The organism is Acidovorax sp. 22279, assembly GCF_052045435.1.
Classification (GTDB): domain Bacteria; phylum Pseudomonadota; class Gammaproteobacteria; order Burkholderiales; family Burkholderiaceae_C; genus Acidovorax; species Acidovorax delafieldii.
This window is the reverse complement of sequence record NZ_JBQEOV010000007.1, coordinates 229201-246009: the sequence shown is the minus strand read 5'-3', so window position 1 is coordinate 246009 and position 16809 is coordinate 229201. Positions and strand designations below refer to the sequence as shown.

Genomic DNA, 16809 nt, shown 5'->3' with positions numbered 1-16809 from the left:
CGGTGCTGCTGCCTTCTTGGCGGGTGCAGCCTTCTTCGCAGCTACAGCCTTCTTGGCAGGAGCGGCTTTCTTTGCCGGTGCTGCTGCCTTCTTGGCAGGTGCAGCCTTCTTGGCGGCTACGGGTTTGGCCGTTGCAGCCTTTTTCGCGGGAGCAGCCTTCTTAGCGGCCGGTTTTTTCGCAGTTGCCATCATGTTCTCCTTGGGTCAATTTGCAAAGAGCACTTCCTGTCTGCAGTGGACAGAGAGCGATCCATGGAGATGGATGAAAACTCCATCTCCATGAACACGGGAACGCCCCGCAGGGCAGCGCTCTGCGGCGCTGTCGTTGCTGGGCGTGGTGTAAAAATCCATGGTGGTGTGGCCTGCAAAAAAGGCGCTAGTCCCAGGACAGCGCACCACCGGACTGGTATTCAATAACCCGGGTCTCGAAGAAGTTGCGCTCCTTCTTGAGATCGATCATCTCGCTCATCCACGGGAACGGGTTCTCTTCATTGGGGAACAGCGTCTCCAACCCGATCTGCGTGGCACGGCGGTTGGCGATGTAGCGCAGGTAGCCCTTGAACATGGAAGCATTCATGCCCAGCACGCCACGGGGCATGGTGTCTTCGGCGTAGCGGTACTCCAACTCGACGGCCTTGAGGAACAGTGCCTTGATCTCGGCCTTGAACTCTGCGGTCCACAGGTGGGGGTTTTCGAGCTTGAGCTGATTGATCAAGTCGATGCCGAAATTGCAGTGCATCGACTCATCGCGCAGGATGTATTGGTACTGCTCAGCAGCGCCGGTCATCTTGTTCTGGCGACCCAATGCCAGGATCTGCGTGAAACCCACGTAAAAGAACAGGCCTTCCATCAGGCACGCGAAAACGATCAGCGACTTGAGCAGGGTCTGGTCGGTCTCGGGAGTGCCGGTTTTAAAAGACGGATCCATGATCGCTTCGATGAAGGGGATCAGGAATTCGTCCTTGTCGCGGATCGACTGGACTTCGTTGTAGGCGTTGAAGATTTCGCTTTCATCCAGACCCAGCGATTCGACGATGTACTGATACGCGTGGGTGTGAATCGCTTCTTCGAACGCCTGGCGCAGCAGGAACTGGCGGCACTCAGGGGCCGTGATGTGGCGGTACGTGCCCAGCACGATGTTGTTGGCGGCCAGCGAATCGGCGGTAACGAAGAAGCCCAGGTTGCGCTTGATGATGCGGCGCTCGTCTTCGGTCAGGCCGTTGGGGTCCTTCCACAACGCGATGTCACGCGTCATGTTCACCTCTTGGGGCATCCAGTGATTGGCGCAGGTGGCAAGATATTTCTCCCACGCCCACTTGTACTTGAAAGGCACCAGCTGGTTGACGTCGGTCTGGCCGTTGATGATGCGCTTGTCGGCAGCGTTCACACGGCGGTGTGCTGCTGCGGCGACGGGTGTGGTGGTGGCGCTTGCTGCTGGGGCCGAGGTGCTCAAAGGCTGCAGCGAAGGCGTCTGGAAAGCGAGAGGCGGTTGTCCCACCTGGCGGTTGTTGGGCAGACCGCCGTCCAGTTGATTTTGCGATGAGGGCTTGACTTCTTCGTCCCAGGTCAACATAGATTTTCCAGTGTTCGGATTATGAAAGCAGTGCTGCGAAAAGGAAAGCACTGAAGCGTTGTGCAGCAAGGTTTTGTTGCTTCACAGCACCGGAGCAACGCCTCGGGCGAGCCCGAGGCGTTGCTGGCAAAGTGCCTACTGGCAGGCCTCGCAGCCAGGATCGTCGATGGCGCAGAACTTGACGTCCGTGGCTGGCACAGCTGCAGCCTGCTGAGAGGCCGTTGCGGCAGCGGCTTCTAGCGGGTTTTGCTTGGCCGCTGCGGTGGCTGAAGCTGCCGATGCGCCGCTGTCATTGCCCGATGACACTGCATTGAGCTGGCGTGTGTTCACGGTGCTCATTTCGACGTGCGTCGCGCTTTGGGTGCGCAGGTAGTAGGTGGTCTTGAGGCCGCGCACCCACGCCAGTTTGTAGGTGTCGTCGAGCTTCTTGCCCGACGCGCCGGCCATGTAGATGTTGAGGCTCTGAGCCTGATCGATCCACTTCTGGCGGCGTGATGCGGCTTCCACCAGCCACTGGGGTTCGACTTCGAAGGCTGTGGAGTAGAGCGCCTTGATGTCCTGGGGCACGCGGTCGATGGGGTGCAGCGAACCTTTGAAGTGCTTGAGGTCCATGATCATCACGTCATCCCACAGGCCCAGGCGCTTGAGGTCACGCACCAGGCCGCCGTTGATCACCGTGAACTCGCCCGACAGGTTGGACTTGACCGACAGGTTGCCGAAAGAAGGCTCGATCGAGGCATCGACGCCAATGATGTTCGAGATGGTGGCCGTGGGGGCAATGGCGACGCAGTTGGAGTTGCGCATGCCGTCCAGTGCAATCTTCTTGCGCAGGGCATCCCAGTCCAGCGTGGACGAGCGGTCCACTTCCACATACCCGCCACGGGCCTGCGAGAGCATGTCCAGCGTGTCGAAAGGCAGGATGCCGCGGTCCCACAGCGAGCCTTTGTAGCTGGAGTATTTGCCGCGCTCTTTGGCTAGCTCGGTGGACGCCCAATAGGCGTAGTAGCAGATGGCTTCCATCGACTTGTCGGCAAATTCCACCGCCTCTTGCGAAGCGTAAGGAATGCGCAGCGCATACAGGCTGTCCTGGAAGGCCATCACGCCCAGACCCACGGGGCGGTGGCGCAGGTTGGAGTCGCGGGCCTTGTTGACTGCGTAGTAGTTGATGTCGATCACGTTGTCCAGCATGCGCATGGCCACGGTGATGGTCTTCTTGAGCTTGTCGTGGTCGATCTGGCCGTTCTTGATGTGCTGCAGCAGGTTCACCGAGCCGAGGTTGCACACGGCAGTTTCGGTGTCGCTGGTGTTGAGCGTGATCTCGGTGCACAGGTTAGAGGAATGCACCACACCGGCGTGCTGTTGGGGCGAGCGCACATTGCAGGCATCCTTGAACGTGATCCAGGGATGGCCGGTCTCGAACAGCATGGTGAGAATCTTGCGCCAGAGGTCCGTGGCCTGGATGGTCTTGGCGGGCTTGATCTCGCCGCGTGCAGCCTTTTCTTCGTAGGCCACATAGGCCTTTTCAAAGTCGGCGCCAAACAGATCGTGCAGGTCGGGCACGTTAGAAGGGGAGAACAGCGTCCAGGTGCCCTTTTCCATCACGCGGCGCATGAACAGGTCAGGGATCCAGTTGGCCGTGTTCATGTCGTGCGTGCGGCGGCGGTCGTCGCCGGTGTTCTTGCGCAGTTCCAGGAACTCTTCGATGTCCAGGTGCCAGGTTTCCAGGTAGGTGCAGACGGCGCCCTTGCGCTTGCCGCCCTGGTTCACGGCCACTGCCGTGTCGTTGACCACCTTGAGGAAGGGCACCACGCCCTGCGATTCGCCGTTGGTGCCCTTGATGTGCGAGCCCAGGGCGCGCACGCGGGTCCAGTCGTTGCCCAGGCCTCCGGCAAACTTGGACAACAAGGCGTTTTCCTTGATCGACTCGTAAATGCCATCGAGGTCGTCGGGCACCGTGGTCAGGTAGCAGCTCGACAGCTGCGAGCGCAGCGTGCCGCTGTTGAACAGCGTGGGGGTGGACGACATGAAATCGAACGACGAGAGCACTTCATAGAACTCGATGGCCCGTGCTTCGCGGTCGGTTTCGTTGAGCGCCAGGCCCATGGCCACGCGCATGAAGAAGGCTTGGGGCAGCTCGATGCGGGTCTTCTTGACGTGCAGGAAGTAGCGGTCGTACAGCGTCTGCAGGCCCAGGTAGTCGAACTGCAGGTCGCGCTCGGCCTTGAGCGCGGCGCCCAGGCGGTTCAGGTCGTATTGCTTGAGCAGGCGCTCGTCCAGCAGCTCGTTGTCCACCCCCTTCTGAATGAAGGTGGGGAAATAGTCCTTGTAGGCCTGGCCCATGTTGCTCTGGGCTACGTCACGCCCCAGCACCTCGCGCACGATGGTGTGCAGCAGCAGGCGGGCCGTGGCGTAGGTGTAGTCAGGATCTTTTTCGATCAGGGTGCGGGCCGCCAGAATGGACGCCTTGTAGACCTCGTCCATGGGAACGCCGTCATACAGGTTGCGCATGGTCTCTGCGACGATGGGGGCTGCCTGGATGTCGGCGCCCAGGTTGGCGCAGGCCGACTCGATCAAGGCGTGCAGGCGCAGGATGTCCAGCTGCACGCGTTGGCCGTTGTCGATCACGTGCAGCACCGGGGTGGCGGGTGCTAGCTGTTCCAGGTGGTGAGCGCGCTCCTGCGTGCGGCGCTCGCGGTACAGCACGTAGGCACGGGCGACTTCATGGTGCTCGCCGCGCATCAGGCCCAGTTCGACCTGGTCCTGCACATCTTCAATGTGGAAGGTGCCGCCGCCAGGACGCGAGCGCATGAGGGCGCGGACCACGTTCTGGGTGAGCGTATCCACTACCTCACGCACGCTGGCAGAGGCAGCGCCCTGCGTGCCGTGCACTGCCAGAAACGCCTTCATCATCGCCACCGCAATTTTTTGGGGCTCGAACGGCACTACCGCGCCGTTGCGGCGAATGATCTGGTAATGCGTGAGCGGGTGCCCGGAAGCTGCGGCCGCCGCAGCGTGCGTGGCGGCATCCGCAGAGGCGGTGGGCGATGGGGAAGGCGTGTTCAAAGCAGCTTGCATGGGGGTCCTCTTCTGTGGGCTGTCTGGGGTGGGCGTGCGGCCTGGAGTGCCGCCGCAGTGTGTGGGTGCTGCACCGGACTTCAGTCTGGTGCACACTATATATGGTGTGTCGAGGCGGTTCAAGACACTACCGGTAGTGTACCGCCGGAATGAGTCCCCAAAACCGAAACAGCATGTTCTCAACCCCGTTGCGTACGCAACCGGTGCCTATGGCGAGCCCTTGTGAATGCGATGTGGGCGATGCAAAACCGTGCAGTGGCGTACCTTGGCGGCGGATTTCCTGCGCCAGGCCGCGCAGCGCTTGGCTGCAAAAATATGTGCAAGCGCACAAAGAAAAAAATGCCTTGATGCGCCCGTACGACAGTGAAAGTGCGGCGTCAGCGAAGCTGCAAGGGGTCCGCCCGCGTGTTCAGCGGGAATCGCTGCGCAGGCCAGTCCAACGCCCCTTGCAGTCGTGGCCAGTCAAAGCCCGGGCCTGGGTCCAACTTACGTCCCGGGGCAATGTGTTCATGCCCTGCGATGTGCTCGATGGGATAGCGCAGCGCAATGTCCTGACAGACCCTGGCCAGGGTTTCGTACTGTGCCGACTCGAAGTGCAGGCCCTCCAGGCCTTCCAGTTCAATGCCGATGGAATCGTCGTTGCACTGGCTTCTCCCCCGGTAGAACGATTGCCCGGCATGCCAGGCGCGCAGGTCACAATCCACAAACTGCCACAGCACCCCGGTGCGCTCGATGAAAAAATGCGCGGACACCTGCAATCCGCGGATGCCCTGGTAGTAGGGGTGCGCATCCCAGTCCAGGGTGTTGGTGAACAGCTGTTGCACGGCACCGCCGCCGTATTCGCCCGGCGGCAGGCTGATGGAATGCACTACGATCAGATCGATTTGCGAGGTCTGTACCGGGCGCGGCCCGTGGTTCGGAGATGCGAGCCGCTGAGCGGTCCTGTACCAGCCGCCCTCCCAGGGCGCCATGTCTGCCGCTGGTGCACCTTCAGCCCAGTTCGTCATGCGGGTCCTGGTCATTGGGCACGGCGATGTTCAGACGGGCGATGCGGTAGCGAATCTGGCGCAGGCTGATGCCCAGGCGTGCGGCGGTGGCGGTACGGTTGAACCCGGCTTCTTTCAGCGCGCGGATCAGGATCTCCCGCTCCTGCTGGTCCAACCAGGCCTGCAGGTCGCTGGGCAGTGGCACCGTGCAGCCGTTGGCCAGGGGCTGAGGGCCCTGGCCTGTGTCTGCAGACGTCGAAGCGTGGGGCCCGGCAGAGAAGGCGGCGGACACCGCCGATCCCTCGGGCGCTGGCACAAGCGTGGGCGGTGCCGGGCGTGCCATCTGCACATCTGACGCGCCGCTTGGCGCATCCACCTGCAACTCGTCCCCGTCGCTCAATGCCACTGCGCGGTGCAGCAGATTTTCCAGCTCGCGGACGTTGCCGGTCAGTGGGTGGGCGGCAATAGCGTTCAGTGCCCGGTCGGTGAGTTGGGGCACCGGCATGCCCGACTCGTGGGCAATGCGGGTGAGCAGCGCTGCGCACAGTGCGGGCAGGTCCTCGCGGCGCTCGCGCAGCGGCGGAATGACGATCTCGATCACATTGAGCCGGTAGTACAGGTCCTGGCGGAACCGGCCGGCCTGCACATCGGCCGCCAGATCGCGGTGGGTGGCGCTCACAATGCGCACATCCACCGTCTCTTCCTGGGTGGAGCCGAGTGGCCGCACGCTGCGCTCCTGGATGGCGCGCAGCAGCTTGGACTGCATGGCCAGCGGCAGGTCGCCGATTTCGTCGAGGAACAATGTGCCCCCGCGTGCGGCCTGGAAGTAGCCGTCACGGTCTTGCGACGCGCCGGTGTAGGAGCCCTTGCGGGCACCAAAAAATTCAGCTTCCAGCAGGTTCTCGGGGATGGCCCCGCAGTTCACGGCGACCAGGGGCCCGTCAGCACGCTGGCTGCTGGCATGCAGGGCTTGGGCCACCAGCTCCTTGCCCGTGCCCGACTCGCCATGGATCAGCACCGGCGCCATGCCACGCGATACCTTGGCCACGCGCTGCTTGACGTTGCGGATGGCGTCGGACTCGCCCACGAGGCGGTCCAGGGCGGCGTTGGCGTTGCCGAATTCGCCGGTCGCCGCCGCTGCATTGGTAGACCGGCTGGAGCCGTTGTTGCGTGCCGCACGCGGCGGTGGAACCCCGCCCGTGCCCTGGATGGCTGAGGCCACCACCGAGCGGAACTGCTTGAGGTCCACGGGCTTGGTGAGGTAGTCGAAGGCCCCTGCGCGCAGCGCCTCGACCGCGTTCTCTGCCGAGCCGTAGGCGGTCATGACCACGCAGCGTTCGCGCCGTTGCTGGTCGCGCAGATCCTGCAGCAGCTCCATGCCAAACCCGTCGGGCAGCCGCATATCGGTAATCACGGCGTCAAAGCGGTGGGCCTTGAGTTGATCACGCGCCTCCTGGACGCTCGACGCGGTCTCGACCCGGTACCCCTCGCGCAGCAGGGTGAGCTCGTACAGGGTGCGCAGATCGGGTTCGTCGTCAACGACAAGGATGGAGGCGGCAGGGGCGTTCATGGAGGCGGCAGTCAGACCACGATGGTGTCAAACAAGGTGGCATTGTCGGCGGGGCGGGTCGTGCGGCGGAAGCCCACAGTAAAGGCGTTGCCTCCGATGTCACCGCGTGCGGTGTGGCGGTTCAGGCGCTGGTAGCTGATGGAGGCGCCATGGCGCTGGCACAGCTCCCGGCAAATATAGAGGCCCAGGCCACTGGAGCGGCTCTCCGACGAGAAGAAGGGCTCGAACAAATGCCGCTCCACGGATTTGTCCATCGGGGCACCGTCGCTCCACACCTGCAGGCTGACCTGGCCAGCGGGCGTGTTGCGCGTGGTCACTGACAACGAGTCGGGCTCCGGGCCCATGTAGCGCAGGGCGTTGTCCAGCAGGTTGACGAGCACCCGACGCAGGTGCTCGGCGTCAAACTCCACCTGGATGGCGCCCGTGTCCAGCGACACCAGGGCGCGCCGCCGGGCGGGGTCCTGGGCCTGCCAGTCGTTCCAAATCTGGGCGACCGTCTCGTCCAGCGCCACGGTCGAGGCTGGGGCATGGCTGATCTGGTGCTGTACGCGGGCAATGTCCAGCACCTCTTCGGCGATGCGGGCCAGGCGGTCGGCGTTTTGCTGCACCATGTGCGCCAGCCGTTTTTGTGCGGGGTCGTGCAGGTCTTCTTCCAGCAGGGCATTGGCCTGCACGATGGCCGCCAGCGGGTTGCGGATCTCATGGGCCACCGCGGCGGACATGCGGCCCATGGCCGCGAGTTTTTCGGTGCGCAGCCGCGCTTCCATTTCCCTCAGGTCGTGCAGGAACATCACGCACAGCCGCTCGGAGCGCGTTTGCAAGGCCGCGTTGCGGGTGGATGTGAGCCAGGTGCGCACATGCAGACCGGTGGGGCTCTGGCCTTCGTGCAGCAGATCGACGTCGGCCGTCTGGGGTTGTTCGTGCCGGAAGGTGCGCCGCGCCAGGATCACCAGGGGGTGCCACGGCGCGGTGGAGGTCAGGGCAAACGGTAGCTCGGTCAGTGCCATGCCGCCCAGAAGCTGCAGCCCTGCGGGGTTGGCAATGCGCACCACGTCGGTCTCGTCCACCACCAGCACCCCGTCGGTCAGGTTCTGGATGACCAGTGCACTGACCTGCGTTTGCACGCGCGCTGCGATCTGGCTTTGTTGTGCCACTTCCTGTTCGCGCGCCAGGCGGGTGGCCAGCTGGTGCACCAGATAGCTCACGATGAAGTAGCCTGTGCCGGTCAGTGCACTTTGCAGGTAGCGCTGGCCTTCGTCTCCTGTGCTGTACTGCCCCACCCACCACGCCCAGCCCAGCAGCAGCAGCGTGACTGCGGCGGTGGTGCCCAGGGCCAGGGTCAGCGTGCCCATGACCGCTGCGATCAGGATGGGCAGGCCGAACAGGGGCGTGTAGTTCATGGTGCCCGCATGCAGCAACTGCAGCGCAGTGATTGCCGCCAGGTCCACACCAATGGAAGGCAGCCACTGCGGGCCGGCGCTGGGCGACGGGGGGGCCTTGCGCGACAACACCCGCAGTACCACGGTGGCTACGAGGTAGGCCACGCAGACCGCGAGCACTGAAGGCGCCGCCGCTTGATTGATCAGCTGCCCGGCCCCCTGCAGCACCAACAGTGCCAGGGCTACCATCACGCGGCCCGTCAGAAAACCGAGCCACAGCCGTGCGAAGGGGGCTTCTGCGGAAGGCGGCAGTGGGCCTGCGGGCGCTGCTTGCATGGTCACAACGGGAAGGCGTCGCTCAGGCCGGGCCCATGCGCCGGTGCTCGGCGCTGCAATAGGCCTGATTGCCCAGCATCAGTGCCTCGGCCTGCGGGATGTGCACGCCGCAGTGCGCGCAGGCCAGCATGTCCTGCGGTAGGGCTGGCGGTGTAGGGGGCGCTTTGGGCGCCGCCGCATCAGGGGCGCGGCGGCTGCGCCAGATACCCACCGCCACCGCGATGACGACCAACAAGACCAGGTACTTCATGCGCTGCGGCCCAGAACAACTTCCAATACAAAACGCGAGCCCACATAGGCCAGCAGCAGCAGGGCCGAGCCTGCATACAACACACGCACCGCATTGCGGCCCCGCCAGCCAAAGCGGGCACGGCCCAGCAGCAACGTGGCGAAGGTCAGCCACGAGAGCATCGAGAACACGGCCTTGTGGTCCCAGCGCCAGGCCCGGCCATACAGCGTCTCGCCAAACAGCCACCCGGCCAGCAAGGTGGCGGTGAGCAGCACAAACCCCGCCGTCACGAACCGGAAGGTCAGTCGCTCCAGTGTCAGCAGTGGGATGCCGCTGTGCGGGTCTTCAGCCTGCCGGATGTGGCGTTCGGCGCGTGTCATGAGCCAAGCGTGCACCACCGCTGCCGCAAACAGGCCATAACACGCAATGCCCAGCGCCAGGTGCAAAGGCAGCCAGGCGGATGCGGTCACGTGCAAGGGCTGCCCAGGGAACAGCATGGCCAGCACAATGGCTGCCGCGCCCAGGCCTGCCAGCACCCAGCGCGACTGCATTTGCGGAAACAACTGCCGCTCCACGGCATACACCGTGAGCACCAGCCACGCGGTCATCGACAGCGCAGGCGCAAAACCGAACCGGGGCGCATCGCCCCACAGGCCCCAGACCAGCACGGCGCCGTGCAGCAACCACGCGACCAGCAGTGCATTGCGCGCTGCTGCAGCCCCCAGGCGGGAGGCCGCAGCGGCCGGCACGGCATAGGCCACGGCAGCGGCCAGGGCCAGCAGCCAACTGACGGGGGAGCTACTCGTTAAAATCATGGGCACAGTTTAGCCTTTCGCCCACCGCCAGCGCCCTGGCGGGGCCGCGCGCACAACGCCGTTGTTGACGGCGCGCAGCCAATACCGGAAACACCCCTATGGCCTCCGCCCTTACCGACAAACTCACGCGCCTCGTCAAGGAGATGCGTGGCCAGGCCCGCATTACCGAGTCCAATGTCACGGACATGCTGCGCGAAGTGCGCATGGCGCTGCTCGAAGCCGACGTGGCCCTGCCCGTGGTGCGCGACTTCATCGCCCGCGTCAAGGAAAAGGCCCTGGGCCAGGAGGTGCTGGGTTCGCTCAAGCCCGGGCAGACGCTGGTCAGCATCGTCAACCGTGAACTCGCCGCCACCATGGGCGAGGGCGTGGCCGACATCAACCTGGCCGCCCAGCCGCCTGCCGTGATCCTGATGGCCGGCCTGCAGGGCGCGGGCAAGACCACCACTACGGCCAAGCTGGCCAAGCACCTGATTGAAAAGCGCAAGAAAAAGGTGCTGACCGTGTCGGGCGACGTGTACCGCCCGGCCGCCATCGAGCAGCTCAAGACCGTGACCAAGCAGGCCGGTGCCGAATGGTTTCCCAGCACGCCCGACCAGAAGCCGCTTGACATTGCCCACGCCGCACTCGACTACGCCAAGAAGCACTACTTTGACGTGCTGCTGGTCGATACGGCCGGTCGCCTGGCCATCGACGAAGCCTTAATGAAGGAAATCAAGGACCTGCACGCCGCGCTGAACCCGGTCGAAACTTTGTTCGTGGTCGATGCCATGCAGGGCCAGGACGCCATCAACACCGCCAAGGCCTTCAAGGAGGCGTTGCCCCTCACCGGCATCGTGCTCACCAAGCTCGACGGCGACTCGCGCGGTGGTGCTGCACTGTCGGTGCGCCAGATCACGGGGGCGCCCATCAAGTTTGCGGGTGTCTCGGAGAAGATCGACGGCCTGGAAGTGTTCGACGCAGAGCGCCATGCAGGCCGCATTCTGGGCATGGGCGACATCGTGGCGCTGGTGGAGCAGGTCACGGCCGGGGTGGACATGGAGGCCGCACAAAAGCTGGCGGCCAAGGTCAAGAGCGGTGACGGCTTCGACCTGAACGACTTTCTCTCGCAGATCCAGCAGATGAAGCAGATGGGCGGGCTGTCGAGCCTGATGGACAAGCTGCCCTCCCAGCTCACCGCCAAGGCGGGTTCGCTGGACATGGACAAGGCCGAAAAAGACATCAAGCGCAAGGAAGGCATCATCCAGAGCATGACGCCCCTGGAGCGCCGCAAGCCCGAACTCATCAAGGCCACGCGCAAGAAGCGCATCGCCAACGGGGCGGGTGTGCATGTGCAGGAAGTCAACCGCTTGCTCAAGGAGTTCGAGCAGATGCAGGGCATGATGAAAAAGATGAAGGGCGGCGGCCTGATGAAGATGATGAAGAAGATGGGCGGCATGAAGGGCATGGGCGGCGGAGGCATGCCCAAGATGCCTTTCTGAAGGGTTTTCAAGCCTTTTTGGCACCAGGCGCTACAAACATATGCCTGGAATGCTATGAAAATATGAGTGAATAAAAAAGCCGACATGCGTCGGCTTTTTTTGTGGGTCGGTGGATGGTGGCTCTGCGCGGTGCCTCAGGCTGCTTGCAACGCCACGGGCCGTGCCAGCCGGCTGGCGTGCAACCAGGCACGGCGCAGTACTGGAGGGGACCACGACTCCTCGGGAATCAGCAGCAGTCGCTGCGCACGCAGCGCCCGGCCCAGTGCGATCTGGCTTGTCCACACCGCCAGCGGAATCGCCAGCGCCAGCGGCAGGCCCACGGGCATCAGCCACAACAGCGCGCTGCTGTCGATCAGCGCCACGCCCGCAGCCAGCAGGGCGATCACCGCGCTCATGGGAGCGAGCTGGCGCACGGCGTGGCGCCAGGACACGGCATGGGCTTCGCGCGGGGGCGACTTCCACTCCAACTTCAGGCCAGTCAACGCGATCAACACAAACAACGAATGCGCCAGCATGCGCACCGGCGCCTGCAGGATGGCCATGACGCTCTCCAGCACGGCGCTCTTGAGCAGGCTGAAAGCGCCGCCGTACTGCTTTTGCTCGCGGCGCATGAACACTGCGGCCACGCCCAGGATGCGCGGCAAGAACAGCAGGCACAAGGTCCAGACCCACAGGGCGAGCAGCTCGGCGGGCAGGATGTGCCAGTCCGCTACCAGCTTGGCGCCCGACAGCCACAGCGCCGTACCGAGAGTCATGAAGGCCAGCCACAGCGGCGCCGACAGATAGGCCATGGCACCAGTGACGAACATGGACCGATGCACCGCGTGGATGCCTGGCTCGGCCATCAGGCGCGCGTTCTGAAGGTTGCCCTGGCACCAGCGGCGGTCGCGCTGCAGTTCGGCCAGCAGGTCGGGCGGCTGTTGCTCATAGCTGCCGATCAGGTCCCCCACCAGCCACACGTGGTAGCCGGCGCGGCGCATGAGGGCGGCCTCTACGAAGTCGTGCGACATGATGCCGCCGGCCAGGCCCCCCTTGCCGGGGATGGGCGCCAGCGCGCAGTGCTGCATGAACGGTGCCACGCGGATGATGGCGTTGTGGCCCCAGTAGTGCGATTCGCCCAGCTGCCAGTACTGCATGCCTAAAGTGAACAGACGACCCGTGACGCGCGAGGCGAATTGCTGCGCGCGGGCGTGCAGCGTCACATGGCCGATGGCCTGCGTAGCGGTCTGAATGATGCCGGCCGTGGGGTTGGCTTCCATCAGCTTGGCCATGGAGATGATGCAGTCGCCGCTCATCACGCTGTCGGCGTCCAGCACCACCATGTAGCGGTAGTCCTTGCCCCAGCGGCGGCAGAAGTCGGCCACGTTGCCTGCCTTGCGGTGGGTGCGGCGTGTGCGCAGGCGGTAGTACACCTGCACCTGGGGTTGCTGGCTGTGCTGCGCCAGGGCGCTGCGCAGCTCTTCCCAGGCGGCGCGCTCGGCGCGGGCAATGGCGGGGTCGTTGCTGTCGGAGAGCACAAACACATCGAACGTGGTGCCGTGGCCGGTGGCGGCCACCGACTCGCAGGTGGCGCGCAGCCCGGCAAACACGGTGGCCACGTCTTCGTTGCAGATCGGCATGATGATGGCGGTGCGGGCGTCGGAAGCCAGCGCGTGATCTGCCACGCTGCGTGCCGACAACGCATGCCGGTCGCCGCGCAACATCACCCAAAAGCCCATGAGCCCGGTCAAAAAGCCGGTCACCACCCAGGCGGACAGCAGCGCAAACAACGCAATCTGGCCGTAGCCCAGCCAAGCGTTTTCATAGTCGGGCTGCACGCTGGCAAACAGGGTGCTGGCCAGTGCGGTGGCCAGCACGGTGAGCAGCGCAAACGTCCAGCGGCGGCGCTGCGCTGCGCCTTGCCAAGCGGCGGTGGATTCAGCGGGAGCTTGTGCCACCATAGTCGATGCGGGTTGCGGAGACGTACGGCCCGTCAGGCGCAGCAGCACGGCGGTGCCTACGCTGTTCCAGAAGCCGCGCCAGGGCAGGGGCACCATGGAGCCGCGGTGCAGAGGCGGTGCCGTCACCGCATTGGGGTGACGCTCTTCGCGCAACGTGCTGCGTCGGCTGGGGGTTGGCCGGGGGTAGGCCACACCGCGTCGCGCGACCACGGCCGGGCCTGTGGATGCGTGGGTGCCGTGGGGGTCATGAGGGCTTACTCGGGAAGACTGATGTGCGTCCATGTTTCACTCACAGCGTGGTTGTCGTGTTGGAGAAAAGCGCGCAGCTCGACCGGCCGGTCGGCCTGCAGGCGCTGGATGCGAACGGTCATGCGCCACCCGCCGGTGGCGGGGTTGCGGTAGGCAATGTTTTCCAGCACCTTGCCGTTGGCATCGCTGGTCACTACGGCCTTCACAGTGGCTTCGGCAGGCAGGGCCTTGAGAGCGGGGCCCTCGAAATCGACCACGTACTGCACCTGCTGGCGCAGTTCCTGGGCCGACAACTTGGTGTAGCCCATGCCGCGGCGCGACTGCGTGGCCCAGGCGCTGGGTGGGCGCTGCTGCTCATCGCCCTGCCAGCTCAGCTCATAGGCAAATTCCAGCGGCTGGCCGGGGGCTGGCATCTGGGCGGGCACCCAGTACGCCACGATGTTGTCGTGCGTCTCGTCGGGGGTGTTCAGCTGCACCAGCTCCACGCGGCCCGCGCCCCAGTCGTGCAGGGGGCGGACCCAGGCGCTCGGGCGGCGCTCGTAGCGGGCTTCCACGTCCTCGTAGCTGGTCCACTGGCGGTCGCGCTGCATCAGTCCAAAGCCCTTGGGGTTCCTGGTGGCGAACGAGGTGACCAGCGTTTGCCGGGGGTTCTGCAGCGGGCGCCACAGCCATTCGCCTTCGCCCGTAGCCACCATGAGTCCGTCGGAGTCATGCACTTCGGGGCGGAAGTCTTCCTTGCGTGGCTGGTTCTCGCCGAAGAAGAACATGCTGGTCAGCGGCGCAACGCCCAGCGTGGCGATGGATGGGTTGCCTGAGGCGGCACGCACAAAAATGCGGCTGCGCACGGTGGTGGTGGTCTGCGCGCCGGGCTGGATGTCAAAGCGGTATGCGCCCGTGGCGCGTGGCGAGTCGAGCAGTGCGTACACCGTGACCTGGGTGGACAGCGGATCGGGCCGCACCAGCCAGAACTCGGTGAAGCGGGGGAACTCCTCGCCCCGGCCGCCCACGGTGTCGATGGCCAGCCCGCGCGCCGACAGGCCGTACTGCTGGCCCTTGCCCAGAGCGCGGAAGTAGCTGGCGCCCTGAAAGACCACCAGCTCGTCCTTGTAGGCACTGGAGTTCAGGTGGTTGTGCAGCCGAAAGCCTGCAAAGCCCAGGTCGCCCCAGGCCTCGGGCCGCAGCTGGTTCTTGCCGTAGTCAAAGTCCGCGCGGCTGTAGGGGATGTGGCGCACGCCCTGGGGCGTCACTTCGTTGATCAGCACCGGCTCTTTCTGGTACAGCCCCAGATGGAAGAACATGGCCTCGTAGGGCAGCTTGTCGGCTCGCCACAGGGCGCGATCGGGGCGCCATCGGATGTCGCGCACCTGGTCGTAGTTGAGCTGTGCGAGGTCGGCCGGGAGCTTGTTGCTCACTGGTCGGTAGGGTTGGCTGGCGCGGTCGCGGGCGAGGCGGGTCACGCTCTCGAAGTCAAAGCCCTGTGCGTGCGCGCCCCCGGCCAGCAGGGCGGTGGCCAGGGCTATTGCGGGCCCTGCGCGCCTGCCGATCTGGCGAAAAAAGGAGGGAAAAACTGCGTGCATGCCAGGCATAGGGCAAACCCTGTGCCAGCTGCGAAAAAGGCTTTGAAATCAATGGTTTGGAGAGGGCTCTGCGTGTAAGCAGTTGTGCAAGGGCCTGTAAGCGCCACTCGGCCCCCGCTTTTTGTCGCCGGATGGCGACAAGGGGTGGGTGCTTTGATCAAAACACCCTGTAAATCAATGACTTACTCGTGTCGCTCATCCACGACATCGTCCGCATCGCCTGCATCCTGCTTGAACTGTCCAGGCGTCAGCGCGTGCTTTTGCAGCAGGCGGTAGAACTCGGTGCGGTTGCGTTGCGCCAGCCGCGCAGCATCGGCCACATTGCCGTCGGTCATCTTGAGCAGGCCCACCAGGTACTCGCGTTCGAAACGCTGGCGGGCCTCGGCAAAGCTCAGCACCTGGGTGGACGGGGTGCGCAGCGCGCGCTGCACCAGTGTCAGCGGGACCAGGGGGGTGGTGGACAGGGCACACACCTGCTCAACCACGTTGTAGAGCTGGCGCACGTTGCCCGGCCAGGCGGCGGTGGTCAGTGCCTTGAGCGCCTCAGGCGCAAAGCCGGACAGGCGCTTGTCGTATTTGCGGGACAGCCGGTCCAGAAAGTGGTTGGCCAGCAGCGCAATGTCCTCGCGCCGCTCGGCCAGGGTGGGCAGCACCAGCGACACCACGTTCAGCCGGTAATACAGGTCCTCGCGGAACTGCGCGCTCGCCATGGCGGCCTCCAGGTCCCGGTGCGTGGCCGAGATGATGCGTACGTCGATGGGCGTGGCCTGGCTGGCACCCACGGGGCGCACGGCGCGCTCCTGCAGCACCCGCAGCAGCTTGACCTGCAGGGCCGGGGGCATGTCGCCAATCTCGTCCAGCAGCAGGGTGCCGCCATCCGCCGCCTGGAACAGCCCCTTGTGGTTGCTCACCGCATCGGTGAAGGCGCCCTTGACGTGGCCGAACAGCTCGGACTCCAGCAGCGCCTCGGGGATGGCGCCACAGTTGACGGCCACAAACGGGCGGGCCGCACGCGGGCTCGCGCGGTGGATGGCACGCGCCAGCAGTTCTTTGCCCGAGCCGCTGTCGCCTCGCAGCAGCACGCCGGCGTCGGACTGAGCGACCATGTACGCCTCGGACAACAGGTCTGTCATGCGGTGCGACCGGCTCACGATCTCGGCCCGCCAGTCCTCGTCAGCATGCGGCTGCGCAACAGCAGGGGCGCTGAGCGCCAGCGCCTGCGCAATCTTCTCCAGCAGCTCCTTGCCGTCGTAGGGCTTGGTGAGGTAGGTGAACACCCCGCGCGACGTGGCCTCCACCGCATCGGGAATGGTGCCGTGTGCGGTCAGCAGGATCACGGGCAGTGAGGGGTGGCGGGCGCGCACTTCGTCAAACAGGGCCAGGCCGTCGCGCCCCGGCAGGCGCACATCGCTCAGCACGAGCTGCGGGCGGGCAATGTCCAGCTGCGCCAGTGCCGCTTCGGCCGAACCCACGGCCACCACGTCGTGCCCGGCGGCTTTCAGGCGCAGCGACAGCAGCCGCAGCATGTCGGCGTCGTCGTCCACCACCAGGATGCGGGCGGGTGGGGCGGCGCGGGTGGGGGCGGAAGAGGGCATGGCGGGT

Annotated in this window: 12 protein-coding genes; 1 reads left to right on the top strand and 11 read right to left on the bottom strand. The window is 64.9% G+C overall.

The window, feature by feature from the left end; all coding sequences use genetic code 11:
• From ACTJKQ_RS11720 to ACTJKQ_RS11685, 8 genes are all read right to left on the bottom strand, one after another.
• Positions 1–189: hypothetical protein (locus ACTJKQ_RS11720; protein ID WP_440596914.1), on the bottom strand; the 189-nt coding region annotated here is incomplete at its 3' end.
• Positions 190–376: 187 nt separating this feature from the next.
• A complete protein-coding gene (locus tag ACTJKQ_RS11715; protein WP_056066330.1) occupies positions 377–1573 on the bottom strand; it encodes a ribonucleotide-diphosphate reductase subunit beta in 1197 nt (398 codons plus the stop codon).
• 135 nt (positions 1574–1708) lie between these two features.
• Positions 1709–4648 (bottom strand): ribonucleoside-diphosphate reductase subunit alpha, encoded by a 2940-nt coding sequence (locus ACTJKQ_RS11710; RefSeq protein ID WP_108500150.1) that lies wholly within the window; start codon positions 4646–4648, stop codon positions 1709–1711.
• A 377-nt stretch (positions 4649–5025) separates the two neighbouring features.
• A complete protein-coding gene (ampD, locus tag ACTJKQ_RS11705; protein ID WP_440596913.1) occupies positions 5026–5655 on the bottom strand; it encodes a 1,6-anhydro-N-acetylmuramyl-L-alanine amidase AmpD in 630 nt (209 codons plus the stop codon).
• Positions 5639–7204, bottom strand: a complete 1566-nt coding sequence (locus ACTJKQ_RS11700; RefSeq protein ID WP_440596912.1) for a sigma-54-dependent transcriptional regulator — start codon at positions 7202–7204, stop codon at positions 5639–5641. Before ACTJKQ_RS11700 ends, ampD begins: the two co-directional genes overlap by 17 nt.
• An 11-nt stretch (positions 7205–7215) precedes the next feature.
• Entirely contained in the window at positions 7216–8919 is a 1704-nt protein-coding gene (locus ACTJKQ_RS11695; protein WP_056066318.1) for a two-component system sensor histidine kinase NtrB, read from the bottom strand.
• Positions 8920–8941: 22 nt separating this feature from the next.
• On the bottom strand, positions 8942–9169 hold the full coding sequence (locus ACTJKQ_RS11690; protein WP_056066315.1) for a PP0621 family protein: 228 nt from the start codon (positions 9167–9169) through the stop codon (positions 8942–8944).
• Entirely contained in the window at positions 9166–9963 is a 798-nt protein-coding gene (locus tag ACTJKQ_RS11685) for a cytochrome C assembly family protein (RefSeq protein ID WP_015015617.1), read from the bottom strand. Before ACTJKQ_RS11685 ends, ACTJKQ_RS11690 begins: the two co-directional genes overlap by 4 nt.
• Before the next feature lie 98 nt (positions 9964–10061).
• Between ACTJKQ_RS11685 and ffh the strand changes: the two genes are divergently transcribed.
• Positions 10062–11441: a signal recognition particle protein gene (gene ffh, locus ACTJKQ_RS11680; protein WP_108500153.1), complete on the top strand. Its 1380-nt coding sequence runs from the start codon at positions 10062–10064 to the stop codon at positions 11439–11441.
• Between the two features lie 134 nt (positions 11442–11575).
• On the opposite strand, the gene mdoH is transcribed toward ffh, so the two are convergent.
• The 3 genes from mdoH to ACTJKQ_RS11665 all read right to left on the bottom strand — a co-directional run bounded on the left by mdoH (position 11576) and on the right by ACTJKQ_RS11665 (position 16802).
• Positions 11576–13663, bottom strand: coding sequence for a glucans biosynthesis glucosyltransferase MdoH (gene mdoH / locus ACTJKQ_RS11675; RefSeq protein WP_440596911.1), 2088 nt, complete (start codon positions 13661–13663; stop codon positions 11576–11578).
• Positions 13636–15207 (bottom strand): glucan biosynthesis protein G, encoded by a 1572-nt coding sequence (locus ACTJKQ_RS11670; RefSeq protein ID WP_440596910.1) that lies wholly within the window; start codon positions 15205–15207, stop codon positions 13636–13638. The genes mdoH and ACTJKQ_RS11670 overlap by 28 nt, the downstream gene beginning before the upstream one ends.
• Positions 15208–15389: 182 nt before the next feature.
• A complete protein-coding gene (locus tag ACTJKQ_RS11665) occupies positions 15390–16802 on the bottom strand; it encodes a sigma 54-interacting transcriptional regulator (protein WP_440596909.1) in 1413 nt (470 codons plus the stop codon).
• Positions 16803–16809 lie beyond the last annotated feature (7 nt).